The 23,752-nt window shown below is 63.3% G+C and carries 30 protein-coding genes; 18 read left to right on the forward strand and 12 right to left on the reverse strand.

What is annotated here, in order from left to right; all coding sequences use genetic code 11:
- The first annotated feature begins 60 nt into the window (after positions 1–60).
- The 11 genes from FEV51_RS08105 to FEV51_RS08155 all read left to right on the forward strand — a co-directional run bounded on the left by FEV51_RS08105 (position 61) and on the right by FEV51_RS08155 (position 7,784).
- Positions 61–972: a helix-turn-helix transcriptional regulator gene (locus FEV51_RS08105; RefSeq protein ID WP_138617731.1), complete on the forward strand. Its 912-nt coding sequence runs from the start codon at positions 61–63 to the stop codon at positions 970–972.
- 91 nt (positions 973–1,063) lie between these two features.
- Positions 1,064–1,474, forward strand: coding sequence for an SUF system Fe-S cluster assembly regulator (locus tag FEV51_RS08110; protein ID WP_138617733.1), 411 nt, complete (start codon positions 1,064–1,066; stop codon positions 1,472–1,474).
- Positions 1,471–2,964: a Fe-S cluster assembly protein SufB gene (gene sufB / locus FEV51_RS08115; protein WP_138617735.1), complete on the forward strand. Its 1,494-nt coding sequence runs from the start codon at positions 1,471–1,473 to the stop codon at positions 2,962–2,964. Before FEV51_RS08110 ends, sufB begins: the two co-directional genes overlap by 4 nt.
- The gene (locus tag FEV51_RS08120; RefSeq protein WP_222927446.1) at positions 2,961–3,329 is read left to right on the forward strand and encodes a hypothetical protein; all 369 of its coding nucleotides are present in this window, start codon (positions 2,961–2,963) and stop codon (positions 3,327–3,329) included. The genes sufB and FEV51_RS08120 overlap by 4 nt, the downstream gene beginning before the upstream one ends.
- Positions 3,326–3,847 carry an endonuclease domain-containing protein gene (locus tag FEV51_RS08125; RefSeq protein ID WP_138617737.1) on the forward strand — a complete coding sequence of 174 codons (522 nt, stop codon included), beginning with the start codon at positions 3,326–3,328 and terminating at the stop codon, positions 3,845–3,847. The genes FEV51_RS08120 and FEV51_RS08125 overlap by 4 nt, the downstream gene beginning before the upstream one ends.
- A 130-nt stretch (positions 3,848–3,977) precedes the next feature.
- Entirely contained in the window at positions 3,978–4,724 is a 747-nt protein-coding gene (sufC, locus tag FEV51_RS08130) for a Fe-S cluster assembly ATPase SufC (protein ID WP_138618200.1), read from the forward strand.
- Positions 4,721–5,470, forward strand: coding sequence for a SufD family Fe-S cluster assembly protein (locus FEV51_RS08135; protein ID WP_138617738.1), 750 nt, complete (start codon positions 4,721–4,723; stop codon positions 5,468–5,470). The genes sufC and FEV51_RS08135 overlap by 4 nt, the downstream gene beginning before the upstream one ends.
- On the forward strand, positions 5,467–6,696 hold the full coding sequence (locus FEV51_RS08140; protein WP_246034495.1) for an aminotransferase class V-fold PLP-dependent enzyme: 1,230 nt from the start codon (positions 5,467–5,469) through the stop codon (positions 6,694–6,696). Before FEV51_RS08135 ends, FEV51_RS08140 begins: the two co-directional genes overlap by 4 nt.
- 8 nt (positions 6,697–6,704) lie before the next feature.
- Positions 6,705–7,196, forward strand: coding sequence for an SUF system Fe-S cluster assembly protein (locus tag FEV51_RS08145; RefSeq protein ID WP_246034509.1), 492 nt, complete (start codon positions 6,705–6,707; stop codon positions 7,194–7,196).
- On the forward strand, positions 7,193–7,549 hold the full coding sequence (locus FEV51_RS08150) for a HesB/IscA family protein (protein ID WP_138617742.1): 357 nt from the start codon (positions 7,193–7,195) through the stop codon (positions 7,547–7,549). The genes FEV51_RS08145 and FEV51_RS08150 overlap by 4 nt, the downstream gene beginning before the upstream one ends.
- 64 nt (positions 7,550–7,613) lie before the next feature.
- Positions 7,614–7,784, forward strand: a complete 171-nt coding sequence (locus FEV51_RS08155) for a hypothetical protein (protein WP_171033073.1) — start codon at positions 7,614–7,616, stop codon at positions 7,782–7,784.
- On the opposite strand, the gene FEV51_RS08160 is transcribed toward FEV51_RS08155, so the two are convergent.
- Together FEV51_RS08160 and FEV51_RS08165 are read right to left on the reverse strand one after the other, a co-directional pair.
- Positions 7,781–8,203 (reverse strand): hypothetical protein, encoded by a 423-nt coding sequence (locus FEV51_RS08160; RefSeq protein ID WP_138617746.1) that lies wholly within the window; start codon positions 8,201–8,203, stop codon positions 7,781–7,783. The two genes, FEV51_RS08155 and FEV51_RS08160, sit on opposite strands and share 4 nt — an antisense overlap.
- Positions 8,196–8,996 (reverse strand): EI24 domain-containing protein, encoded by an 801-nt coding sequence (locus FEV51_RS08165; protein WP_246034496.1) that lies wholly within the window; start codon positions 8,994–8,996, stop codon positions 8,196–8,198. Before FEV51_RS08165 ends, FEV51_RS08160 begins: the two co-directional genes overlap by 8 nt.
- Here FEV51_RS08165 and FEV51_RS08170 point away from each other — a divergent pair.
- Positions 8,995–9,993, forward strand: a complete 999-nt coding sequence (locus FEV51_RS08170) for an adenosine kinase (RefSeq protein WP_138617747.1) — start codon at positions 8,995–8,997, stop codon at positions 9,991–9,993. The genes FEV51_RS08165 and FEV51_RS08170 overlap by 2 nt on opposite strands.
- 4 nt (positions 9,994–9,997) lie before the next feature.
- On the opposite strand, the gene purD is transcribed toward FEV51_RS08170, so the two are convergent.
- Positions 9,998–11,287, reverse strand: coding sequence for a phosphoribosylamine--glycine ligase (purD, locus tag FEV51_RS08175; protein WP_138617749.1), 1,290 nt, complete (start codon positions 11,285–11,287; stop codon positions 9,998–10,000).
- Here purD and xseA point away from each other — a divergent pair.
- Genes xseA through FEV51_RS08195 form a run of 4 tightly spaced genes read left to right on the forward strand, consistent with a single transcriptional unit; the run spans position 11,286 to position 14,920 of the window.
- Positions 11,286–12,755: an exodeoxyribonuclease VII large subunit gene (gene xseA, locus FEV51_RS08180; protein ID WP_138617751.1), complete on the forward strand. Its 1,470-nt coding sequence runs from the start codon at positions 11,286–11,288 to the stop codon at positions 12,753–12,755. The genes purD and xseA overlap by 2 nt on opposite strands.
- 23 nt (positions 12,756–12,778) lie before the next feature.
- A complete protein-coding gene (locus FEV51_RS08185; protein ID WP_138617753.1) occupies positions 12,779–12,985 on the forward strand; it encodes a DUF2093 domain-containing protein in 207 nt (68 codons plus the stop codon).
- A complete protein-coding gene (locus tag FEV51_RS08190; protein WP_138617755.1) occupies positions 12,982–13,926 on the forward strand; it encodes a M23 family metallopeptidase in 945 nt (314 codons plus the stop codon). The genes FEV51_RS08185 and FEV51_RS08190 overlap by 4 nt, the downstream gene beginning before the upstream one ends.
- 19 nt (positions 13,927–13,945) lie before the next feature.
- Positions 13,946–14,920: an esterase-like activity of phytase family protein gene (locus tag FEV51_RS08195; protein WP_138617757.1), complete on the forward strand. Its 975-nt coding sequence runs from the start codon at positions 13,946–13,948 to the stop codon at positions 14,918–14,920.
- Positions 14,921–15,018: 98 nt separating this feature from the next.
- Here the strand turns inward: FEV51_RS08195 and rpmB are convergent, their stop codons facing one another.
- The gene (gene rpmB / locus FEV51_RS08200) at positions 15,019–15,309 is read right to left on the reverse strand and encodes a 50S ribosomal protein L28 (RefSeq protein ID WP_138617759.1); all 291 of its coding nucleotides are present in this window, start codon (positions 15,307–15,309) and stop codon (positions 15,019–15,021) included.
- 156 nt (positions 15,310–15,465) lie between these two features.
- Here rpmB and FEV51_RS08205 point away from each other — a divergent pair, with 156 nt between their 5' ends.
- Entirely contained in the window at positions 15,466–15,924 is a 459-nt protein-coding gene (locus FEV51_RS08205) for a nucleoside deaminase (RefSeq protein WP_138617761.1), read from the forward strand.
- Between the two features lie 10 nt (positions 15,925–15,934).
- Here FEV51_RS08205 and FEV51_RS08210 read toward each other — a convergent pair whose 3' ends face one another.
- The 5 genes from FEV51_RS08210 to FEV51_RS08230 all read right to left on the reverse strand — a co-directional run bounded on the left by FEV51_RS08210 (position 15,935) and on the right by FEV51_RS08230 (position 19,959).
- Positions 15,935–16,648 carry a ribonuclease T2 family protein gene (locus FEV51_RS08210; RefSeq protein WP_246034497.1) on the reverse strand — a complete coding sequence of 238 codons (714 nt, stop codon included), beginning with the start codon at positions 16,646–16,648 and terminating at the stop codon, positions 15,935–15,937.
- 4 nt (positions 16,649–16,652) lie between these two features.
- Positions 16,653–17,021 carry a hypothetical protein gene (locus FEV51_RS08215; protein WP_138617765.1) on the reverse strand — a complete coding sequence of 123 codons (369 nt, stop codon included), beginning with the start codon at positions 17,019–17,021 and terminating at the stop codon, positions 16,653–16,655.
- A gap of 72 nt (positions 17,022–17,093) precedes the next feature.
- Positions 17,094–17,954 (reverse strand): carboxylating nicotinate-nucleotide diphosphorylase, encoded by an 861-nt coding sequence (gene nadC / locus FEV51_RS08220; protein WP_138617766.1) that lies wholly within the window; start codon positions 17,952–17,954, stop codon positions 17,094–17,096.
- Complete coding sequence (locus FEV51_RS08225; RefSeq protein WP_138617768.1) at positions 17,954–18,751, reverse strand: LytR/AlgR family response regulator transcription factor; 798 nt, start codon at positions 18,749–18,751, stop codon at positions 17,954–17,956. Before FEV51_RS08225 ends, nadC begins: the two co-directional genes overlap by 1 nt.
- Positions 18,748–19,959 (reverse strand): sensor histidine kinase, encoded by a 1,212-nt coding sequence (locus FEV51_RS08230; RefSeq protein ID WP_138617771.1) that lies wholly within the window; start codon positions 19,957–19,959, stop codon positions 18,748–18,750. Before FEV51_RS08230 ends, FEV51_RS08225 begins: the two co-directional genes overlap by 4 nt.
- Before the next feature lie 83 nt (positions 19,960–20,042).
- Here FEV51_RS08230 and FEV51_RS08235 point away from each other — a divergent pair, with 83 nt between their 5' ends.
- Positions 20,043–20,654: an HD domain-containing protein gene (locus FEV51_RS08235; RefSeq protein WP_246034498.1), complete on the forward strand. Its 612-nt coding sequence runs from the start codon at positions 20,043–20,045 to the stop codon at positions 20,652–20,654.
- Between the two features lie 4 nt (positions 20,655–20,658).
- Here the strand turns inward: FEV51_RS08235 and FEV51_RS08240 are convergent, their stop codons facing one another.
- The 3 genes from FEV51_RS08240 to FEV51_RS08250 are packed head-to-tail and all read right to left on the reverse strand — an operon-like array spanning position 20,659 to position 23,739.
- Positions 20,659–21,345: a DsbA family protein gene (locus FEV51_RS08240; protein WP_138617773.1), complete on the reverse strand. Its 687-nt coding sequence runs from the start codon at positions 21,343–21,345 to the stop codon at positions 20,659–20,661.
- An 18-nt stretch (positions 21,346–21,363) separates the two neighbouring features.
- On the reverse strand, positions 21,364–22,758 hold the full coding sequence (locus tag FEV51_RS08245; protein WP_138617775.1) for a M48 family metalloprotease: 1,395 nt from the start codon (positions 22,756–22,758) through the stop codon (positions 21,364–21,366).
- A 6-nt stretch (positions 22,759–22,764) separates the two neighbouring features.
- Positions 22,765–23,739 carry an alpha/beta hydrolase gene (locus FEV51_RS08250; RefSeq protein WP_171033074.1) on the reverse strand — a complete coding sequence of 325 codons (975 nt, stop codon included), beginning with the start codon at positions 23,737–23,739 and terminating at the stop codon, positions 22,765–22,767.
- Positions 23,740–23,752 lie beyond the last annotated feature (13 nt).

A 23,752-nucleotide genomic window follows, 5' to 3' on the forward strand; every position in this document is an offset into this window, starting at 1 on the left:
CGCATTTGGTTGCATGAAACCGGCCAGGGGTCGCACCTTGATAAGTCGGAACCTGGGTCGATGGCGGGCGCGCAACAGGGCGAAAGCCCGCATCAGTTTACATTTGTGGCGGCCCCGCCCGACCTCGCGCCATATCTCAATTCGCTTTACAGCTGGCAGCTTGAAGAGCCGCGCCTGACGGAAATCCTGCCCGCCTATTCCGGGCAAATGGTTGCGTTTGTCCAAGGCAGCGCGCGGATGAAGTTCGATGGCGATGCCATTGGCCGGACCAGTGACGCCTTCTTCGCCGCGCCGCTGCTACAGGCGCGCCAGTTCGAAGTGACTGGCCCGGCGCGGGCGTTTGGCGTCTCGCTCAATTTTCGCGGCTGGGCGGCGCTGACCGGGCTGGATGTCACCAAATGGCACGACCGGTTCTTCGCGCCCGGCGCGGCCTTGGGCGAGGGGCTGGCTGAAAAGTTCGCCGCGCTGGCCCCGGCCTGGCGGTCAGGTGCGCTGGATGATGCGCAGATGCTGGACGCAATGGTGCAGATTGTGCGCGAAGGGCTGAGCGCCTTGCGCCCCAAGCATATTGAAGTGATCGACCACACGCTGGAATGGCTGAGCAGCTCGTTCAAACCCGATCTGGCTGATCTCTATGCCAGCCTGCCCTATTCGGAACGACAGGTTCAGCGGCTGGTCGCGCAATTTTTCGGGCAATCACCGATTCGTCTGATCCGCCGTTACCGCGCCATTCGCGCCGCCACTCTGCTGTCATTTCCGCAGCTTGCCCCCGAAGTCGAAACCGAGATTCGCGATGCGTTTTACGATCAGGCGCATCTGATCAAGGAAATCCGCTATTTCACGGGCCGCACCCCGCGCCTGCTGATCCCTGATGATGGTTCGGCGGTAACCGATATGCTTGGACCTGACGGCTATGGTTCGGTCGACCTGTTTGGCGGCAATCAGGATGAACAGCTTGGCGATGACGGCTAGCTGCTAACGACTCGCAACAGGCGGTTCACGGTTGAAAACTGCTGCACTGCGGCATAGGTGCCTAATCGGAACAGATTGGTCCGATTACATTATGCGCCTGTCAAATCTCGCCGATTACGCCGTCGTTACGATGGGCGCTGCGGCCCGCCATTGCGGCGGGGGACGGACCAGTGCGGCCGAACTGGCGGCGGAAACCGCCCTGCCTGTGCCCACGGTCCAGAAACTGGTCAGCAAGCTGGTGGCTGCCGGATTGTTGCGCTCCACCCGCGGTGCCGGCGGCGGCTTGCAGCTGGCGCGGCCCGCAGCGGCGATCACTCTGGCGGATATTGTCGAGGCGGTCGAAGGGCCGATCGCGCTGTCGGCGTGCAGCGATGGCGGCGACTGTTCGGTCGGCCATGATTGCGCAGTCAGGCCGCATTGGCCGCTGGTGAACGAGGCGGTGCGCGGCGCGCTGGCCAATATCCCTTTGACCCAACTCGCCCGCCAGGAAGAACCAGCATGAACGAAGTTGCCGCAATCCAGGACCAGGACGCCCGTGACGCAGCGGATCGCGCTGCCGAATATGAACACGGCTGGTCGTCGGATATCCAGCAGGACTTCGCGCCCAAAGGGCTGACCGAGGACACGGTCCGGTTCATTTCCGGCAAGAAGAACGAGCCGGAATGGATGCTTGACTGGCGATTGAAGGCATTTCGCCTGTGGCTGACGCTGGACGAGCCTGACTGGGCCAAGGTCGGCTATCCCAAGATCGATTACCAGGACGCCTATTATTACGCGGAACCGACCAAGAAGCCGGTGCTGGGCTCGCTTGATGAGCTCGATCCCGAGATCAAGGCGGTTTATGACAAGCTGGGCATCCCGATCGCCGAGCAGGAAGTGCTCGCCGGGGTCGAAGGCGCTGAGCCCGAAAAGGCAAGGGTTGCGGTCGATGCGGTGTTCGACAGCGTCAGCGTCGCCACCACATTCCGCAAGGAGCTGGAGAGCGCGGGCGTCATCTTCCGCTCGATTTCGGAGGCGATCCGCGAATATCCTGAACTGGTCAGAAAATGGCTCGGCAAAATCGTGCCGCAGCGTGACAATTATTTCGCCACGCTCAATAGCGCGGTCTTTTCGGATGGAACCTTCGTCTACATTCCCGAAGGCGTGCGCTGCCCGATGGAGCTTTCCACCTATTTCCGCATCAATGCCGAAAACACCGGCCAGTTCGAACGCACGCTGATTATTGCCGAAAAGGGCAGCTATGTCAGCTATCTGGAAGGCTGCACCGCACCGATGCGCGATGAAAACCAGCTCCACGCCGCAGTGGTCGAACTGGTCGCGATGGACGATGCGGAGATCAAATATTCGACCGTCCAGAACTGGTATCCCGGCAATGCCGAGGGCGTGGGCGGGATCTACAATTTCGTCACCAAGCGCGGGCTGTGCCAGGGCGCACGGTCAAAGATCAGCTGGACGCAGGTCGAAACCGGCAGCGCGGTGACGTGGAAATACCCGTCGTGCGTGCTCAATGGCGAAGACAGCGTGGGCGAGTTCTACTCGGTCGCGGTGACCAACAATCACCAGCAGGCCGATACCGGCACCAAGATGATTCACAATGGCAAGGGCAGCCGCAGCACGATCATCTCCAAGGGCATCAGCGCCGGCAAGAGCTCAAACACCTATCGCGGGCTGGTCCGCGTGGGCGCGAACGCCGACAATGTGCGCAATTTCACGCAGTGTGACAGCCTGCTGCTCGGCAGTGAATGCGGCGCGCACACCGTGCCTTATATCGAAGTGAAAAACCCCAGCGCGCAGATCGAGCACGAGGCGACGACCAGCAAAATCTCTGACGACCAACTGTTCTACGCAATGCAGCGCGGGCTGGGGACCGAGGAAGCGGTGGCGCTGATCGTCAACGGCTTCGCGAAGGACGTGATGAAGCAGCTGCCGATGGAATTCGCAGTAGAGGCGCAGAAGCTGCTGGCGATTTCGCTCGAGGGGAGCGTGGGGTGATGTTGATAGATTTGCTAAATGGTGATCAGATAACAGCGGTTCCACATGCAACACAGTATTGCGATTGGCTTTCGCGCCTTTCCGAAGGCGAACTTCTCAAAATCAAAGATGAGTTGAACGGCATGATCTCTTGCGATGAGGTTCACACATCAAGTTGGATGCCTGGATCGGATTGGACGGGCACACCGTTTCAGCCGATCTACGAGAAGGCGGCGCGGTCTAGTTTCGACGCCGCGCGCAAATGCTTTGGACTCATGGTCTGGCAGACATTCATGGAACGACCCGACGAATGGTCTTTTAAGAAAGCTGAGCAAGGAGATCGAGACTTTAGCGGGACAGTTTATTTCAGGGTAAACGCAACGTGACCGAAAAGAAAACCCTCCACCTTCGCACCCCGTCCGAGCAGGATGATGCGCCCGCAATCAAGAAGAAGGGCCGCGGTTGGGAGATATCCGAGAAGCGGCTCGATGCGCTGCACGAACGCGCGCGCGATATGCGGCGGCATTCGAGCCCGGCGCACAAGGCGCTGGCAGAGCGGTTTGCCAAGGCCGATCTGGGGCGGCACAAATTCATCCGCCACATGGTGATCGGCTCGGCGATTGTCGATTTCGGCTGCCACTCGCTGGGTATGGCAATCTCGATCGACGAGTTGGACGAGGAAGAGGCGCTGGCCACCCGCCGCGACAAGAGCCTTGAGGCGGTGGGCATTCGCGTGATGCGGATTCCAGCCGAAGAAATCCTTGAAGACATGGACGCCGTGCTGGCGCGGATCACAGCCGGAATGCGCGTGCGCATGGCCGACAAGCAGGAGGCCGCACGCACCCATCGCGATGCCAATCCGAACCAGAATTATTCACGCCCCAACCGGCGCGAGGAACACTGATGCATTCCCCAGCCCCCACCTCCGTCTTCCCGGGCTTGACCCGGGATCCCGCTATTTTTCCGCTCCGCCCGTCAAACGGCAGCGGGACCCCGGATCATATCCGGGGCGACGATGAATTGAGAAATATATGATGCTCGAGATCAAAGACCTTCACGCCACTATCGCTGGCAAGCAAATCCTCAATGGCCTCTCGCTCAGCGTCAATGCGGGTGAGGTCCATGCGATCATGGGGCCGAATGGCGCGGGCAAATCGACGCTGTCCTATGTGCTGGGCGGGCGTCCGGGCTATGAAGTGACCGGCGGCAGCGTGACTTTCATGGGGCAGGACCTGCTCGAAATGGAGCCGCATGAACGCGCCGCGGCGGGTCTTTTTCTGGGATTCCAGTATCCGGTCGAGATTCCCGGTGTTTCGAATGTTCAGTTCCTTCGCGAGGCACTGAACGCCCAGCGTTCGGCGCGAAATGAAGCGCTTCATTCGGCAGGCGATTTCCTCAAACTGGCGCGCGAAAAGGCCGCGCTGCTGGGGCTCGACATGGAAATGCTCAAGCGCCACGTCAATGTCGGCTTCTCCGGCGGCGAGAAAAAACGCGCCGAAATGGTGCAGATGGGCATCCTCGATCCGCGCCTCGCCATCCTCGACGAGACCGATAGCGGGCTGGATATCGACGCGCTGCGCGTGGTGGGCGACGGCATCAATGCGATCATGCGCCAGCCTGACAAGAGCGTGCTTCTGATCACCCATTACCAGCGGCTGCTCGATTATGTGAAGCCCGATTTCGTGCATATTCTGTCGCAGGGGCGGATCGTGAAAACCGGCGATGCGGAGCTGGCCAAGCACCTTGAAGCCGAAGGCTATGACGCGGTGATGGCGGCGTGAGCGAGCTGGCCACCCTGCCGACCCGCAAGGACGAAGCCTGGCGCTATGCTGCGGTGGAAGCGCTGGCAGCCGCACCGCTGGCGGACTGGCGCACTATTGCTGTCGCGGCGGGTGAGACTTTTCACGAATGCCTGACCATCGGCGATAGTGAAGTGGCCGAAGTACGCCGTCTGCGCGTGAGTGTGGCCGACGGCGCGCGGTGCGAGCTTTTTGGCGTGATCGCGGGCGCTCCCTATGCCCGGATCGAAGTGGAAGTGACGCTGGGCAAGGGCGCGCATTTTGAAATGGGCGGCGTTACCGTCGGCGGGCGCGACACGGTGCGTGAATTCGTCACCCGCGTGGTCCATGCCCAGCCCGATGGCACCAGCAACCAGACCGTGCGCAGCGTCCATTGGGGGCAGGGCACGGGCAATTTCCTCGGCAATATCGATGTCGCGCGCGATGCGCAGAAGACCGATGCCGCGCAAAGTTTCAAGGGATTGCTGCTGGAGAAGGGCGCGAGCGTAAACGCTGTGCCGCAGCTGGAGATTTTCGCCGACGATGTGAAATGCGCGCATGGCGCAACTGTTGGCCAGATGGACGAAACTGCGCGGTTTTATATGGCCGCGCGCGGGCTGTCGCCAGAGGCTTCGCGGCGGCTGCTGGTGCAGGCATTTATCGGTGATGCCTTTGTGGCGCTGAACGATGATGACACTCGCGAGCGGCTGATGCGGATGGCACTGGACAAGCTGGACCGGCATTTGTGAGCGAAGCGGCCACCCTGCTCCGCCAGCCCGATGTGCGCGGCGATTTTCCCGGCCTGCTGACGCCGGACGGCGCGCCGTGGCATTATCTCGACACGGCAGCCACCGCACACAAGCCGCAGGCAGTGATCGATGCGATGAGCCATGCGCTGGGGCGCGACTATGCCACAGTGCACCGCGGGGTTTACGCACGTTCGGCGCGAATGACGCTGGGGTTTGAAGCCGCGCGCCGCCGGGTCGCGGAGTTCATCCGTGCGCGCTCCGCCAGCGAAATAGTGTTCGTGCGCGGCGCGACCGAGGCCATCAATCTGGTCGCGGCTAGCTGGGGCGGAAGCGTGCTGCAGGCCGGCGACCGCATCATGCTGTCCATGCTGGAGCATCATTCGAATATCGTACCGTGGCAGATGATTGCCGAGCGGACCGGCGCGCATATCGATGTTTGCCCGCTGACCGAAGACGGACGTATCGATCTGGACGCGCTGGAAACCATGCTGACGCCGCAGCACAGGCTGGTTGCGCTGGCGCATGTTTCCAATGTGCTGGGATCGGTGCTCGATGCTCGCCGCGCCGCCGATCTGGCGCATGGGGTGGGGGCCAAACTGCTACTCGACGGCTGTCAGGCGGCCCCGCGCATGGTGCTGGATATGGCAGCGCTGGATTGCGATTTTTACGCCTTTTCGGGCCACAAATTGTACGGTCCTACCGGGATTGGCGTGTTGTGGGCGCGGGAAGAATTGCTGGACGCAATGCCGCCTTATCAGGGCGGCGGTGCGATGATCGACCGGGTCAGCTTTGCCCGCACTACCTATGCCCCGCCGCCGCAGCGCTTCGAAGCGGGCACGCCGATGATTGCCGAGGCAATCGCGCTGCACGCTGCCGTGGATTATGTCGCCGCGCTTGGGCCTGATAAGCTGTTTGCGCACGAAGCCGCGCTGGCCAGCCAGCTGCGTGACCAGCTGCGCGGGCTCAATTCAGTCCGCCTGCTCGGTCCGGAAGATAGCGCGGGCATTGTGTCCTTTGTGATGGAGGGGGTGCATCCGCACGACCTCGGCACCATATTGGATGAAGAGAACGTGGCAATCCGCGCAGGCCACCATTGCGCGCAGCCGCTGATGGAGCATCTGGGCGTCCCCGCGACCGCGCGGGCCAGCTTCGGGCTTTATTCGGATGAAAGCGATATCACTGCGTTGATGCGCGGTATCGAACGAACCCAGAGGATCTTCGGATGATCGAGGACATGGACAGCAAAGACTATATCGCCGCCCCGCCGCCGAATGATCCGCTGGCGGCCAAGCCGCCGCGTGCGCGGGTGTCGGACGCTGTGGAGCCTGAGGAAAGCCCGCAGGAAAAGCTGGTGCGCAAGCGTGATTATCTGGAAGGTTTCCTGGCGGCCAAGCCTGAAACATTGACGGCGGGGGAGCCTGGCGGTGATCTGTATGAGGCGGTCGTGGCCGCGCTTATGGAGATCTATGACCCTGAAATTCCGGTCAATATCTATGATCTCGGCCTGATCTACGGGGTCGATGTGTCGGACGAAAGTGACGTCGTTGTGACCATGACGCTGACCACGCCGAATTGCCCGGTCGCCGAATCGATGCCGGGCGAGGTGGAACTGCGCGCCGCCAGCGTGCCGGGCGTTCGCGATGCCCAGGTCAATCTGGTGTTCGACCCGCCGTGGGGGCCAGAAAAAATGACCGACGAAGCGCGGCTGGAACTGGGAATGCTATGACCGAGACAAAAACCCGCACTCTTCCCGCTGCCGTGACGCTGACCCAGCGCGCCGAGCAGCGCGTCGCCAATTTGATGGCCAAAGCCCCCGACGATGCGATCGGGGTCAAGCTGTCGACCCCGCGCCGCGGTTGTTCGGGCCTCGCCTATTCGGTCGATTACATTACCGAAGAGGTGAAGTTCGACGAGAAAATCGCGACTCCCGGCGGGGTGTTCTACATTGACGGCGCAAGCGTGCTTTATCTGGTCGGCAGCGTGATGGACTGGGTAGAGGATGACTTCACCGCCGGCTTCACCTTCGAAAACCCCAACGCCAAGGGCGCATGCGGGTGCGGCGAGAGTTTCATGGTATAGTGACCTGATGAATCACTTTCAGCGCCTGCTTATGGAAAAGGCCCGCCACCTGTTGGAGCGCGGGGTGAGCGCACGAGAACGGCGGCGGCGAGCGGAAGATATTGTCACAGCTGTGCGGGCCGGGCCGAAGCCGAAGCGCAAACCGCCTGAGGCTGGCCTGCCGGTTCCCGCCATCTCGCCCAAAGGCCCGTTGCCCATGCAGGGCGGGGCCGAAGCGCCGCTTGCCTTCGATTAACGCCGCAGCGATTTGACGCAGGCGGCGCGGTCGACGTCAAGACCGTCACTGGCGCGGCGGGCGTCGACATAGGTCGCGCTTGGTTCTGCGCCTTGCGTCAGCGGATAAAGATAGACGTCGAGCACACAGGAATTGCCCGCGAATTGCAGCTTGCGGGCATCGCCTTCCTTCACCTCAAGCCGCGGCGTGCCGAACATATTGGCGATGGCGGTGCCGTTCTTTCCAATTACATCCTCCAGCCCAGCTATCCGCATCACTCGCGGCGCGCGAAAGCCCGTTGTCACGGCCGGCCTCACCGGGCTGGTCTGCGGCGGGGGAGCAGCAGTGGTGCGCGCAGGCGGCGGTGCAGCAGTGCGCGGCTGCGGGGTGGCGGCGCAGGCGGCCAGTAACGGCACAAGGGCCAGCGCAAGCTTACGCATGGACCATCCCCGCACGTTTGCGGTGTACCATATGCGTTGCCGTGGCAGCGCCCAGCACCGGGGCGAGGAAATTGACGAAGGGCACATACATCAGTGCGGCAAACACACCGCCCATCAACAGGCGTGACGATCCGGACATGGGGGCAGTTTCCTCATTTTCAGCGCGGTGCCGCAGCCACACCATATCCTGCAATTCGCGGCCCAACAGCCAGGCGTTGACCGCCCAGAACAGCACAATCGTGCCGATCCCGGTGACCAGCAGCGCAATCGCAAAGGGTGCGGCAACAAGATTGGCGATTAAAGTGCGGGCGAGCGAGCGCAAGCCATTGCTCAGCCCTACTGTAAAGGACAGCTCGCGCGCAGTCGATGCCGCGCCGGGATAATGCCGCGCCTCCACCGCCCGCACCACATCCTCGGCAAAGAATTGCAGCACGAACAGCGCCACGATGCGGAACAGCAGCCACCCGCCTATAACGGTGCCAGCAATAGCTATCAGTGGGGTAAGCCCGTCGGGATCAGCAATGCCGCCCGCCGCCAGCAATTGGTTCATCCACAGGGCCAGCAACCACCCCAGCGCCCCGAAAATCGCCAGCGTTATTGCAACACTCTTGGCCAAGACCCTCAGGATCGCCGGGTCGCTCAACTGGCCAACAGCCAGTGCGGATGCGCGGGGGAGCGAAATCATAGCGGCCAGCGAATGCGCAAGGCCGCCGCCCAAGTCAACGCCGGGCTTGGCCTCTTGCGGTCGAGCCGCTAACGCGCGCCGACCAATTGCCAGTTCTGGAGCATTCATGACCGAACCCCGTTACGACGTAATCGCCATCGGCAACGCCATTGTCGATGTGATGGCCCCCTGCAGCGAAGAGCTGATCGCCGAACTTGGCCTGGCCAAGGGCGGAATGACGCTGGTCGATGCCGAAGGCGCCACCCGGCTTTATGAAGCGATGGGCCCAGCCAAGGAAATCTCTGGTGGATCGGCTGCCAACACGCTGGCGGGTATGAGCGCGCTGGGCGCACAATGCGCCTTCATCGGGCAAGTCGCCAAGGACCAGCTGGGCGATGTGTTCAGCCACGACATTCACGCTGTCGGCATCGATTTCGACACGCCCGCGCGTGCTGCAGAGCCGCCTACCGCCCGCTGCCTGATCTTTGTGACGCCCGATGGCGAGCGGACCATGAACACCTTCCTGGGGGCCAGCCAGTTCCTGCCTCCCGCCGCACTGGATGATGACACCATCGCCAGCGCCGCCATCCTTTATCTGGAAGGCTATCTGTGGGACCCCGAAGAACCGCGCAGCGCCATGCGCCGCGCCATCGACGTGGCGCGCGGTGCGGGCCGCAAGGTTGCCTTCACTGCGTCCGAAAGCTTCGTGATTGACCGGCATGGCGACGATTTTCGCGCGCTGATCGAAGAGGGCAAGATCGACATTCTGTTCGTCAACGAACACGAGCTGGCATCGCTGACAGGTGAAAGCGATTTCGAGGACGGGATCGCGGCGCTGACCGCCAAGGTTCCCGTGCTGGTCGCCACGCGCAGCGCCGCCGGTGCGGTCGCAGTGGCGGGCGGCACCCGCGCCGAAGTCGCTGCCGAGCCGGTTGCCAAGGTTGTCGATACTACGGGCGCAGGCGATCTGTTCGCAGCGGGCTTCCTGACCGGCCATGCGCGCGGCGAAAGCCTTGAGCGGTGCCTGCGTATGGGTGCCATCTGCGCCGCCGAAGTGATCAGCCATTACGGCGCACGGCCCGAAGCCGACCTTCAGGCGCTGGTGGCGGAGAAGCTCTCCGCCTGATCCGTCAGCTGCTCCGCCGCGCCTGTTCGCGCTCGACTTCGCGGGCGCCGATATCGCGGCGGCAGAAGCCATCGTCGAAATCGATCTCGTCCACCGCGCGGTAAGCGGCGGCCTGCGCCAGCGTGACTGTCGCGCCGCTGGCGGTGACATTGAGCACGCGGCCACCCGCCGCGACCAGCGCGCCGTCCTGCATCAGTGTCCCGGCGTGGAAGACCTTGGCGTCGTCATCCTCCTCGGCATCACCCAGCACAATCGCGCCGCCCTTGGCTGGGGTGCCGGGATAACCCTTGGCTGCCATCACCACAGTCAGCGCCGCATCGCCCGCCATACGCGGCGCAGCGGTCTGGCCCAGCGTGCCTTCGGCGCAGGCCATCATCAGATCGACCAGATCGCTTTTCAGCCGCATCATCAGCACCTGACATTCAGGATCACCAAAACGCACATTGTATTCGATCAGCTGCGGTCCGGTCGGTGTCAGCATCAGCCCGGCATACAGTACACCGGAATAGGGCATTCCCTCTGCCGCCATAGTGCGCACAGTCGGCTCCACGATCTCGCGCAGCGCTTGCGCCTGCAATTGGGGGGTCAGCACCGGGGCGGGGGAATAGGCGCCCATGCCGCCAGTATTGGGGCCAGTATCGCTATCGCCGACGCGCTTGTGATCCTGCGCGCTTCCCAGCGTCACGATGGTCTCGCCATCGGTCAGCGCAAACAGGCTGGCTTCCTCGCCTTCGAGGAATTGCTCGATCACCACTTCGGCACCGGCAGCACCGAATTTGCCGTCGAACATTTCGGCCAGCGCTTCCTGCGCTTCTTCCCGCGTTTGCGCGATCACCACGCCTTTGCCCGCCGCCAGCCCATCGGCCTTGAGCACGAAGGGCGGATCGAAACGCTTCAGCGCGCCCCACGCCTGTTCAAGCGAGGTGGTGCGGATATATTTCGCCGTGGGAATACCGGCGCGTTCGCACAGATCCTTGGTAAAGCCCTTGCTGCCTTCCAGCTGCGCCGCGGCTTTCGAGGGGCCGAACACGGCAAATCCAGCCTCGCGCAGTGCATCGCCCAGCCCCTCCACCAAGGGCACTTCGGGGCCGATCACCACCAGGCCAATTGTCTGGTGCTGGCAAAACTCGATGACCGCAGCGTGATTGCCTGCATCCAGTTTGACGCAGGTCGCCTCTTCGGCAATGCCCGGATTGCCGGGCGCCGCCCACAGCTTGTCGCAGCGCGGCGATTGCGCCAGCTTCCACGCCAGCGCATGTTCGCGTCCACCGCTGCCGAGCAGAAGGATATTCATGGCCGCCGAAACCCCCGATTTGGATAGCAAGGACAGTCTCGTAGCGCGCAGCGCGGCGGGCGACAACGCTGCGCCGCATTCGGTGAGCGAAATCTCGCAATTGCTGAAGCGATCGGTCGAAGACAAATTCGGTTTTGTGCGGATTCGCGGCGAGTTGTCGGGCGTCAAACGCGCCGCCTCGGGCCATTTCTATTGCGCGCTCAAGGATGAAAACGCTGTCATCGACGGGGTGATGTGGCGCGGCAATGCGGGGCGGCTGGCGTTCCATGCCGAAGATGGGCTGGAAGTGGTCGCGGCGGGCAAGCTGACGACTTATCCCGGACGCTCGAAATACCAGATCGTGATCGACCGGATGGAACTGGCCGGCGAAGGCGCGCTGCTGGCGCTGCTGGAAAAGACCAAGGCGCGGCTGGCGGGCGAGGGGCTGTTCGATGCCGACCGCAAGCGCACGCTGCCATTTCTGCCGCGCACCATCGGCGTGGTCACATCGCCCACCGGCGCAGTGATTCGCGACATCCTGCACCGGCTGGCAGACCGCTTTCCCAGCCGCGTGATTGTCTGGCCGGTGCTGGTGCAGGGCAAGGGCGCTGCCGAGCAGGTGGCGGCGGCAGTACGGGGCTTTTCGAATTTGCCGCAAGAACACGCCGACCGGCCCGATCTGGTGATCGTGGCGCGCGGCGGCGGGTCGATAGAGGATTTGTGGAGCTTTAACGAGGAAGCTGTGGTCCGCGCCATCGCCGAATCGACTATCCCGACGATCAGCGCGGTCGGGCACGAAACCGACACCACGCTGGCCGATTTTGCGGCCGATCGCCGCGCGCCCACGCCCACTGCTGCGGCGGAAATTGCCGTGCCGGTGCGCGCCGAGCTGGCCGCGACACTGGCGGATTTTGCGCATCGCCAGCGGCAAAGCGCCGCGCGGCCCGTGCAATTGGGGCGCGAACGGCTGGAGGCGCGGGTGCAGCGCCTGCCGCGCGCCGAAACGCTGGTCGAACCGCACGCGCAGAAGCTGGACGATCTGGCCGAGCGATTGCGGCGCGGCCTGCTCGACCGGATCGCCGCCGCGCGCACGACATTGCAGGGCGACCGCGCCCGCCTGTCGGCCCCGCTGCTGCGCGCGCGGCTGGAACGCGCGGCAGAGCGGCTGGGAGCGGTGCGGCTGGACCCTGCGCTGGTCACACGGCGAATTACGGATCGCCGCGAACAAATTGCCGCGCTGGGCCGTCTGGCGCAGCAATTGCATCCCGACCGGCCGCTGGAACGCGGCTATGTCCGCGTGATGGGTTCTGATGGCAGCACGATTACCGACCGCAAACGGGCCGCCAAGCAGGATGCGCTGACGCTGAAATTTCGCGATGGCGAGCTGGTGGTGGTGCCACATGGGGCCAGCCCTGCTGCCAAACCGGCAGCCCGCAAGCCTGCTGCGGCGAAACCAACGCCGCCCCGGCAAGATGATTTGTTCGGTTAATCTGCACCTGCTAAAGCAGCCCCATGCTGATGAACAAATCTACCGGTGCGGGCTCTGAAGCCAAACTGCACTATGGCCCGAATGCCTTTCGCGTCCTGCGCGCGGGCAAATATGTCCTGTGCGCGATGAGCGGGGTGCCCGTTCCGCTGGAGGAATTGCGCTATTGGTCGGCAGAATATCAGGAACCTTATGCCAGCGCGCAGCTCGCGGCAGAGCGGTTGGCGAAATGATCATCAGCCGGGTCGCGCCACTGCTGGCGCTCGCTTTGGTCATGGGTTGTGCCGTCCCCGATGGGCAGCCCGAAGAGCCTGCTACCACCGCCGCGCCTTCTGCTGTGGTCCAGCCGGTGCGGGCAAGCCCGACACCGGCGCCAACCCCTACTCCTGTGGCGCACATCCAGCCGACCCGGCCCGGGGTGTTTTCGTTCAGCGGCGAATTGACGCAGGGCGGTTATATTCGCGGCACCGCACCCGGCGGTGCGGTTAGTGTCACACTGGGCGGCCAGACGCTGCCGATTGATGATGATGGGCATTTCTTCGCTGCGTTCGACCGGGATGCGGGACCATCCGCAACCCTGTCAGCAAGGCTGGCCGATGGCCGAACCATCGACAGCCCGCTGTCGATTGCGCCGCGCGCCTGGAACATCGAACGGGTAAATGTCGCGCGCTCACCCGGCGGGGCCAGCGAAGCTTTTATGCGCATCCGCCGCCCCGAACTGGCGCGGATTGTTCGCGCGCGCGCGGTGGAAAGCGACACGCAGGGCTGGCGGCAGGACTTTGTCTGGCCGGTCACGGGCCGGATCTCGGGCCGCTTCGGTTCGCAGCGCGTCTATCGCGGCGAACCGGGCAGCTATCACTCGGGTCTGGACGTCACCACGGGCCGCGCAGGTTCGCCCTATGTCGCGCCCGCTGACGGCGTGGTGGTGCTGGCGACCAGCAGCGATTTCAGCCTCGAAGGCAAGCTGTTGATTATCGATCACGGCAATGGCCTGAACAGCGCTTTCCTCCATTCCTCGCGGCTCTATGTGCAAGAAGGCGAGCGAGTGAAGCAGGGTCAGCATATCGGCGATATCGGCAGCAGCGGACGCGCCACCGGCCCGCATCTGCACTGGAGCCTGAAGTGGCGCGATGCCCGGCTCGACCCGCTGCTGTTTACCGGCCCGATGAACTGAGGCGACGCCCCGCCGGACCATGCGCAAATTCCGCCTGACCCTTGCCCTGCTGATCGCTGCGGGCCTGTCGCCGGGCATCCTGTGGCGTAGTGAGCCGCAACCGCTGGATCGCCAGGCCCCCGTCGACATCGTGCGGCTGGATATCCCCCACGCGAAAATCGGGCCGTTCCGGCTCAACGCCGCATGGCAGCTGTCCAGCGATAGCCCGATGTTCGGCGGTTATTCGGCGCTGGCGCTGCGGCCCGGACGCACATTGGTGGCCGCCAGTGACGGTGGCCGCCTGCTGTTCCTGCGGCGGGAGGGCGGGGCGCTAGCCGATGCCTATCTCGACCGCTTCAAACGCGTCCGCGATGCCGACAAGTCCAATTTCGATATCGAGGCGATGACGCTGGATGATGTCAGCGGGCGCATGTGGATGGCCTATGAAGGCTCCAACACAATCGAGCGGTTTGCGCCAGATTTCGAGGCCGAGGCCCGCGCCCGCCCGCCCGCCATGCGCAATTGGTCAGGCAATACCGGGCCAGAGGCGATGGTGCGGTTGTCCGATGGACGGTTTATCGTGCTGAGCGAAGGGACTGGCGGGTTGTTTCGCAGCGCCTATCGCGGCCTGTTGTTCGCTGGCGACCCGACCGATCGTGCAACGCCCGCGCCTGTGCGCTTCGGCCTTGAGGGGACCGATGGCTATGCGCCGGTGGATATGGCTGCGCTGCCCGACGGGCGCGTGCTTATCCTGCTGCGAAAACTGCGCTGGCCGTTCCCGCCGCGCTTTGGCAGCGCCATCGCGATTGCTGATCCGGCCCGGATTGCTGCGGGCAAGCCCTGGCAGGCCCGCGTGATTGCGCGGCTCGATGCTCCCGTGCCCAGCGACAATTACGAAGGTATTGCAGTGGAAATCGGCCGGCAGGGCGAGCGTTTCGTGTGGCTGATATCGGATGATAACGACATGCAACATTTCCAGCGAACGCTGTTGCTGCGCCTGCGCTGGGCTGACTGAAACACGCCGCGAATGTGCAAGCGAAAGGGGCGCGCGGACCGGCCGCACGCCCCCAAATCTCTATCTCGCTGAGTAAGGCGCCGGAAGGGCGCTTACGCTCAGGCGGCTTCGGCGGAAGCCTTCTTGAGCTCGCGCTTGACCTTGACCGCACGCGACGAAAGCTTTTCGTCCTTGGTCTTCATCAGCCAATTGTCGAGCCCGCCATTGTGCTCAACCGAGCGCAGACCGTGGGTCGACACGCGGAACTTGTAGCTACGCTCGAGCTTCTCGCTCATCAGCGTAACGTTCTGCAGGTTGGGCAGGAAGACCTTCTTGGTCTTATTGTTGGCATGGCTCACATTGTGGCCGACCTGACGGCCCTTGCCGGTGAGTTCGCAAATACGCGACATGATGCGTCTCTCGTTCAATTGGCGGGGCCGAGTTCCACAGTCCCCTGAAAGCGGGGTGCGGGGCTCGACTTGTCCCGGAAAGCGGCGCGCATAGCTGCGGCCTTGCGAATCGTCAAGCACGTTGCGCCTTGCGCCGCCCCGCTCTAGCGACCTCCTATGGCTGGCTGGACACTACCGCAACCCATGATACGCGCACTGGCGCTGGCCGAGGCTGCGGCGGCGGCGGGTGAAGTGCCCGTGGGCGCGGTGGTGACCCGCGCTGGCGCCGTTATTGCCGAGGCGCATAATGCGCCGCGCGAAGGCCATGACCCGACCGCGCATGCTGAAATCCTGGCGATTCGCCGCGCCGCCCGCGCGCTGGGGCAGGAGCGCCTCACCGATTGTGAATTGTGGGTAACGCTGGAGCCTTGCGCGATGTGTGCCGGCGCGATTGTCCATGCGCGGATAGGCAAGCTCTATTATGCCGCTGCGGACCCCAAGGGCGGCGCTGTCGAGCACGGCGCGCGGGTGTTTGACCAGCCGCAATGCCTGCACCGGCCAGAGGTTTATGCTGGCATGGGAGAGGCGAAAGCGGCGGCGCTGCTGCGCGGTTTTTTCAGCGCGCGCCGGTCATAGCCAGCACAGGTCACAACCCGCGCCAGATTTTTACCGCCCCTTTGTCACGCGCACCGCGCCGCTGGCGGTCGCAGGTGGTCGGCATAAACCGCTTGTCATAGCAGAGCCGCAACTCCTCCAGCCAACCACGCGAATTGAGATGCACGCCAATGGCATCGGCGCGCCACCCACGGTTTGCATCGACGAATCGCGTGCGTACTGTGCCAGCGGTCAAATCCTCTTCGCGGGAAATCCGGTCGAAATCGGGGATCTGCAACCCTTGGTAGAGAATGCGCGTGACCTTGAAATAGGTGGCAGGCCGCTTTGCCATGCAGCTGCCGTGCTTGGCCCATTGCTTGGCCAGCAGGCGGGCCGAGGGGCTGAGGCAGAGGTTGCGGCGCATATCGGCAGCGACCGGCGCGCGGGCGCGGCACCATTGCGGCCAACTGCGGCCACTGTCCGGCCACAGCCCGTGAACCACCAGCCCGAACCGCCCATCGCGCCCGGAACACTGCCGCGCATGGCCCGGATTGTCTTCGCGGGTCCGGCAGAATTCCGGCGCCCAGCTCAGCGCCAGCGTGTATCCGGTCACGGGCAGGCGGCGCGGCGCGGCATCGGGCGCGATGCGCGGCACGGCGATCGAGTCCGGCAGGCGGCATTGGTACGATTGCGCGGCCAGTGGCGTGGCAGCGATTGCGGCGGCAAATGCTATGCCACTGCGGATCGCCGCGCTGCCATTGGCCAAAACCTTAGCGCGTCTTTGCGGCAAACCACGCCTTGGCATCGGGACGGAACAGAAAGATCAGCGCCGCCGCCTGCAGCAGCGAAGCCAGCAGGCCGATCAGATCCATCGCCTTAATCCCATTGGAAAACAGCGAGAACAGGCCGTAACCGACCAGCGCGATCAGCACCCATTTCACAAATTCGATTCGCATCCGCGAGACCAGAAACCACAGCGCCAGCGCAATCACTGTTCCGAAAATTACGCTGCCGATCAGAATAGCAGGCCCGCCCTGGGCCCCTTCAGCTGCGAGTTGCGCCTCAAGATCGGCTGACAGCGCGCCGTAACCGATGATGAAGTTCACGATCCCCAAGGCGATGCCGCCCAGGAATAACATGTCGAATTTCTTGATTGAGTCTGGTCGCATACAATCCCTCTCAGAAACGCCCGCGCTTGGAATGCAGCAAAGTTAAAGCGGGGTAAAGTCGAGACCGATATCAGCAGCGGGCGCGCTTTGCGTCAGGCGGCCGACCGAGACGTAATTTACCCCGGTTGCAGCCTTGGCAGCGATGGTCTCCAGATTGATCCCGCCGCTGGCTTCGGTTGGCACGCGGCCTGCCACCAGCGCCACCGCTTCGCGCAGCATGGGCGGGGCCATATTGTCGAGCAGCAGACGGGTTGCCCCGGCAGCCAGTGCGGGCTCGATCTGGTCGATGCGGTCGACTTCGCAGATAATGTCGGCGACGCCCGCATCCTTGGCGCGGCGCACGGCCTCGCCCACATTGCCCGCGACCAGAACATGGTTGTCCTTGATCATTGCCGCATCCCAAAGGCCCATGCGGTGATTCGCTGCGCCGCCCATGCGGACCGCGTATTTCTCCAGATGGCGCAGACCGGGAATGGTCTTGCGGGTGTCGAGCAGAGTGCACGCCGGATTGTCCATCGCGCGGACATAGCCCTGCACCATGGTGGCGATACCCGACAGGTGTTGGACTGTGTTGAGCGCGCTGCGTTCGGCGGTCAGCATGGCGCGGGCATTGCCCGACAGCCGCATCAGATCGGTCCCGGCGGGCACATCGGCGCCTTCCTCGACCAGAATTTCCACATCCATATCCGGCTCAAGCGCGCGGAAAAAAGCTGCGGCAATCGGCAGGCCCGCCACGAGGATGGCATCGCGGGTGTCCATCACCCCGGCAAAACGCGCATCGGCAGGAATGACGCTCTCGCTGGTGACATCGCGCCCGCCGCCGGGAAGGCCGTCGCCAAGGTCCTCTGCAAGCGTATCGCGGACAAAGCGGTTCAGGTCGAAGCCGTCGATGTGAAACGCCATCAATGAACGAACCGTGCCACTACGTCGCGGTAGGAGCGGCTGACTTTCACCTCTGCTCCGGAATCCAGCACCAGGAAGCATTCGCCATTGGTGTGCGGCTTGACCTGCCGGACCTGATCCAGATTGACGATGGTGGAACGGTGCACGCGCTGGAATTTGCGCGGGTCCAGTCGGCGCTCCAGATCCTTCATGGTTTCGCGCAGGATCAGCGAATTGTCGCCGGTATAGATGCACATGTAATCGCCAGCCGCTTCGATATGTTCGATCGAGCCGACCTCGACGCGGAAGATCTGTCCGCGATCTTTGACGTTGATCAGCTTTTCATAGCGGCCTGCCGCTTCGCTATCGTCGGTTTCCATGTCCTCGACCGCTTCCGGCGCCACTTCGGACAGCACATTCTTGAGCTTTTCGGCCTCTTCCGTGCTCTTCTTTTCGGCAATGCGGGTGCGCACGCGTTCTAGTGTGTCGGCCAGCTTGTCCTCATCCACGGGCTTCATCAGGTAATTGACCGCATTCGCCTCGAACGCGCGGATCGCGTGTTCCTGGAATGCGGTGACGAAGACGAACAGTGGCGGTTCGATATCCATCACGCCCTGCACCACAGAAAAGCCGTCAAAGCCGGGCATCTGGATATCGAGAAACACCAGATCGGGCTTGAGCGTCTTGATCGCACGGATCGCCTCGCGGCCATTCTGGCAGGTTTCGATGATCTCGACATCGTCAAAGGGTTCAAGCCGCAACTGAAGGCCCTGGATCGCGAGCTTCTCGTCATCGACGAGGATGGTGCGGATGGTCATGGGATCGCCTTTTGCAGAGGTTGCTGGTCTTCAACACGCAAGGTGCTGGCGGGTTTCGCGGACGCTGTCGCGCGGGGTGCGGCGAACGGGTCCTGTTCGTCGGCAGTTTCGTGCGGCAGCTCGATCAGCACGGTAAAACCGCCGCTTTCGGGGGAGCGGATTTCAAAGCGGTGATCGTCACCATAGGCCTGCGCCAGCCGATCGCGAATATTGGCAAGGCCCACGCCGGTCGAATCGCGCCGTTTGTGCGTGGCCATCACGGCGGGCAACCCGCCCTCGACCCCGCCGACATGGACGCCCGGCCCACTGTCGCTGATCGTCACGCGCAGCCGGGGGCCGACGATTTGCGCCATCAGCGTAATCTCCGCGCCTTCTTCCAGCACGCTGACGCCGTATTTGATGGCATTTTCCACCAGCGGTTGCAGCAGCATCGACGGCAATCGCGCGGCTGCGGCTTCGCTCTCGACCGAAAAATCGGTGCGCAGCCGATCTTCGAACCGCATCCGTTCGATGTCGAGATAGAGCTTCAATGTCTCGACCTCCTGCGCCACTGTGACCTTACCGCCGGGCTCGGTGACCAGCGTATGCCGCAGGAAACTGGACAGCCGGGTCAGCATCGCATTGGCCGGCTCAGTGCGTTTCAGCAGCACCAGCGTGCTGATCGAATTGAGCGTATTGAACAGAAAATGCGGGTTGAGCTGATACCGCAGCATCGCCAGCTGCGCGCTGGTGGCCTGCGCCTCCAGACGTTCCAGCCGGTCGGTCTGTTCCTCCACCTGCAGGAAGAAATTGATCGCGTAATACAGCGCAGACCATGCCCCAAGCAGGGTCAGATCGATGAAGTAAATCCCGACAAACAGCCGCGCGAAACCGCTGTCGCTGGTGGGGCGCGCCAGTTCCAGCACCCAGCTGTCGACAAAGGCGTAAACCCCCACGGCCAGCACCAATGACAGCGCGGTAATGCCCCAGGTCACCAGCGGTTGCTGCTTGATCAGGCGGTTATAGATTACCGCCAGAATCAGGCTGAGCGAAAAGCCCGTGATCGTGGCGATCAGGATGATGACCAGAAAATCGGCGGGCTGCCCATTGGCCAGCGCGGACATGGCGCGCAGCAGCGCGGTTCCGCCCCAACCGGCCAGCTGGAGGTTCCAGAATGCCTGATTCTTGTTGGCGAAGAACGGCGTCGGACTGAAGGGCAACACGGCCATGCGGCACCCGCCTTAGCGCAATTGCAGGCCGCTGCGCCAGCGGCTAGGCTTGCGTGATGCGGACAGGCCGCGGGAGACAGCTGATGGATGTGCGTGAAGACACGCTGCACGGGATGGCAGAACGCGCCGCATTCCGCGAAATGAAGCAGGGCACCGCCGAAGATTGGGCGGTCATCGGCCGCGATTACCGCGAGTTTGCGCGCGGCTTGCCGGACCGTGTGCTGACCCATCTCAAATTGCTTGATGGCGATTTCGGGGGCTTTCCGGTGTGCCGACTGGAACATTCCCTGCAGACCGCCACCCGCGCGCACCGCGATGGGCGGGCCGAGGATTACGTGGTGATGGCGCTGCTGCACGACATGGGTGACACGCTGGGCAGTTATAACCATCCCGAAGTGGCGGCCGCCATCCTCAAGCCGTTTGTCAGCGAGGAATTGCACTGGATTTGTCAGAACCACGGCGCGTTCCAGGGCTATTACTATTTCCACTTTCTGGGCATGGACCAGAACGCACGCGAACAGTTCCGCGATCACCCGCATTTCGAGGCGTGCCGCGAATTTTGCGAGAAATATGATCAGGCGGCATTCGACCCGGATTACGCCAGCGAACCGCTGGAGTTTTTCGAACCGATGGTGCGGCGCGTGATGGCAAAGCCGATCACCTCAGCCTATGCCAAGGCGATCGCCGAGGAATAAGCGCTCAGCTGTCGCCCGCGATGGCGGCGGCCAGGCGGTCATAGCCGACATAACCTTCCAGAGTAGAGCCACCCGCGATCCAGCTGGGCGTGCCGGAAAAGCCCAGCTTGCGGGCAAATTCACGGTTTTTCGCAATTTCCGCAGTGACCGCATCGGATGCGGCGAACAGGCGGGCGGCGGAAAGGTCCATCCCGGCGGTGCGGGCGGCCTGCTCGACCGATGCGGCGCTGGGCGGGCCAAGATCGAACACGGCGTGATAATAAGCGGCGAACTTGCCCTGCTTGGCAGCTGCCAGACCCATCCGTGCAGCATCTTCGCTACCATCGAAAATCGGCCATTCGCGGACCACGATCTTCAGATCGGGATCTTCTTGCGCCAGCCGGTCGACATCGGCGATGCTCATCCGGCAATAGGTACAGCCATAATCGGTGAACTCAACCAGCGTCTTGCTGCCTTCGGGATTGCCCAGCACCGCGCCCGGAAACGGCGTGGTTACAGCGCCGCCGACATCGGCCAGCCGGTCCTCAGCCTGCTTTTGCTGATACGCTTCGGCCATGGCGGGCAGAATGTCGGGATTGCCGACCAGATAGCTGCGCGTCAGCCCGTTGCCCAGTCCGCTGGCAGCCCACAATCCGGCGCCCGCAAAGCCAAAGACAAGCGCGATCAGCGCGGTGATCAGATGGTTTTTCATGGCCGCGCCCGCTATCGCCTATCGTCCGCCAGTGCAATTGCGGCGGCGCTCGATCTCGCATTGCTGTTCGATCAGCGCGCGGGCCTGCATCCCGATATCCTGCGCGCGCAGCCAGTCGGGTGTGCCCATGTCTAGGCCAGCTTCTGCCGCCTGCGCACTGCGCAGCGCCAAACCGTATTGCCCGCTCATCACCTGCTGTTCGGCGCTGGCGAGGCGCGCGCGCGGGATATCGCCGCGTTCGGCATAGACCACGCCCAGCTGATACCAGGCGAACGGGTTCAGCCGGTCACGCCCCACTGCGGCACGCAGCACGCCCTCGGCCTCTTCGTAATGCGTCCGGTCCTCGGTCGCGATCAGCGCATGGCCCAGCAGACCCGCAATCAGCGGCTCTGAATTGGAAAGATCGGTGGCGCGGCGCAGCGGCACAATGGCCTCGTCCGCGCGGCCCGATTCCAGCAGGACCTGACCCTTGAGTTCGAGGAAATAGGGATCTGCAGGATCCAGTTCGAGCAGCGCATCAGCCTCGGCCAGCGCTTTGTCGATGCGCGCTTCCTGATGATAGGCATAAGCGCGCGCATACATCGCCGGGACGCTGCGGTCGCTCTGCGGATAATCGCGGAACGTCGCTTCGGGTTTGGCGATATAGCCGGTCAGCTTGCCCTTCACGCGTTCAAACCGCCGTTGCCATTCGGTATCATCGGGGCGATCCCATGCCGGATCGCTTTCATACACTTCGCGCAAGGCGGAAATCCGGTCGCCCGATAGCGGATGCGTGCGGTTGAAGCCCGCCTCGTCATCCTGACGGTAGCCGTAACGGTATTCCTGATTGAGCAGCTTGCCAAAAAAGGTCAGCGAGCCGCGTCCGGAAATACCCGCTTTGCCAAGATATTCCGCGCCAGCGGCATCGGCGGAGGATTCCTGCGTGCGGGTGAAAGACAGGAAATTGCCCATCGCCGCGCGTTGTCCGGCCGACATGATGGCGGGCGCGGCCTCGCCAGCACCAGCCAGCGCGGCCCCGATCCCGGCCAGCATGGACAGCAGTATAATGGTCGTCGCGGACCGCGCGCCTTCACTGTAACGGTTGATGTGTCCGCCAGTGATATGGCCGATTTCATGTGCAATCACGCCCTGCACTTCGCTGGCAGAGTCCGCCGCCTCGATCAGTCCGCTGTGCAGATAGACCGTCTGGCCGCCCGCCACGAAAGCGTTGATCGATGGATCGTTGAGCAGCACCACATCGACATTGCCGGGTTCCAGCCCGGCAGCCTGAACCAGCGGAGCCGCAATTTCCTGCAGAAACGCCTCGGTCTCGGCATCGCGGAGCACCGATTGTGCCGCCACCGGCTGCGCTGCCAGCATGGCAGCAGCAAGCACGGCCAGCGTGCGGGCGAGGAGGCGGGAGAGCTGACGCATTACCGCTTATTGCGCCGCCTCGCGCTGAACGGGCGCTGAAGCCGGGGCCTGGTCGGTCTGGCGCAGGAACGCCTGCACCCAATCCTTGACCGCCGGATCGCGGTCAAACGGGCGGGCGAAGGCCATGACGGTCCAGGCGTGGCTGGCATCGTCGATTTCGTGCAGGGTCACCGAGCCTCCGGCGTTGCGCACGGCGGCCTCCAGATTCTGCGAATTGTACGGCCTTACCACTGTATCGCCCGTGCCGTGGATCATCAGCAGCGGCGGCGCATCGCCGCGGGCATAGGTGATCGGCTGAGTCGCTTCGGGTGTGTCGGTATGGCCGAAGGCGTTCTGTGAAGAGGGTTTGTCGAAGGGATAGAAGTCCGCCGGACCGGACAGGCTGACCACGCCTGAAATTGCATCCTGCGGCACGCCAGCAGCGGCCAGCCATTGCGGGTCGAGGCCCATCATCAACACATTATACGCGCCCGCCGAATGGCCCATCAGCGCAATGCGGTCGGTTCTCGCGCCATGTTTTCCGGCATTGTCGCGCACCCATTTGATACCGGCGGCGCTGTCTTCCAGCATGGCGGGATAGCGGCCATCGGGCACCAGCCGGTAACCAACCAGCGCGGTGGCATAGCCCATGTCCGCCATAGCGCGGGCGATAAAGCGGTAATCCTCGGGCGCGCCGCTGTGCCAGCCGCCGCCGTGAAAGAACACCATCAGCGGATAGCGCAAGGGCTGTACCGGAGTGCCCGGCGGGGGTGCGGGTTCGGCAAAATCCTGACCCTTGGGCACCCACAATTCGACGCGCTGCGCCGGATCAGAGCCATATTGCGCCGATTGCGCCAGCACGACATCGTGATGGCGAGAGAACCGCGCATCGACCCAGTCGAGCGTCGCAGCGGACCCGGTCGCAACGGCCCAGCGCCACACGCCGAACAGCGCGAGCGCGACCACCACCAATGCGATTAGCAATTTGACCATGCGGCTCATCTTTCGCTTCCCT

The sequence above is a fragment of the Qipengyuania marisflavi genome (genome assembly GCF_005884405.1).
GTDB classification, from domain to species: Bacteria; Pseudomonadota; Alphaproteobacteria; order Sphingomonadales; family Sphingomonadaceae; genus Qipengyuania; species Qipengyuania marisflavi.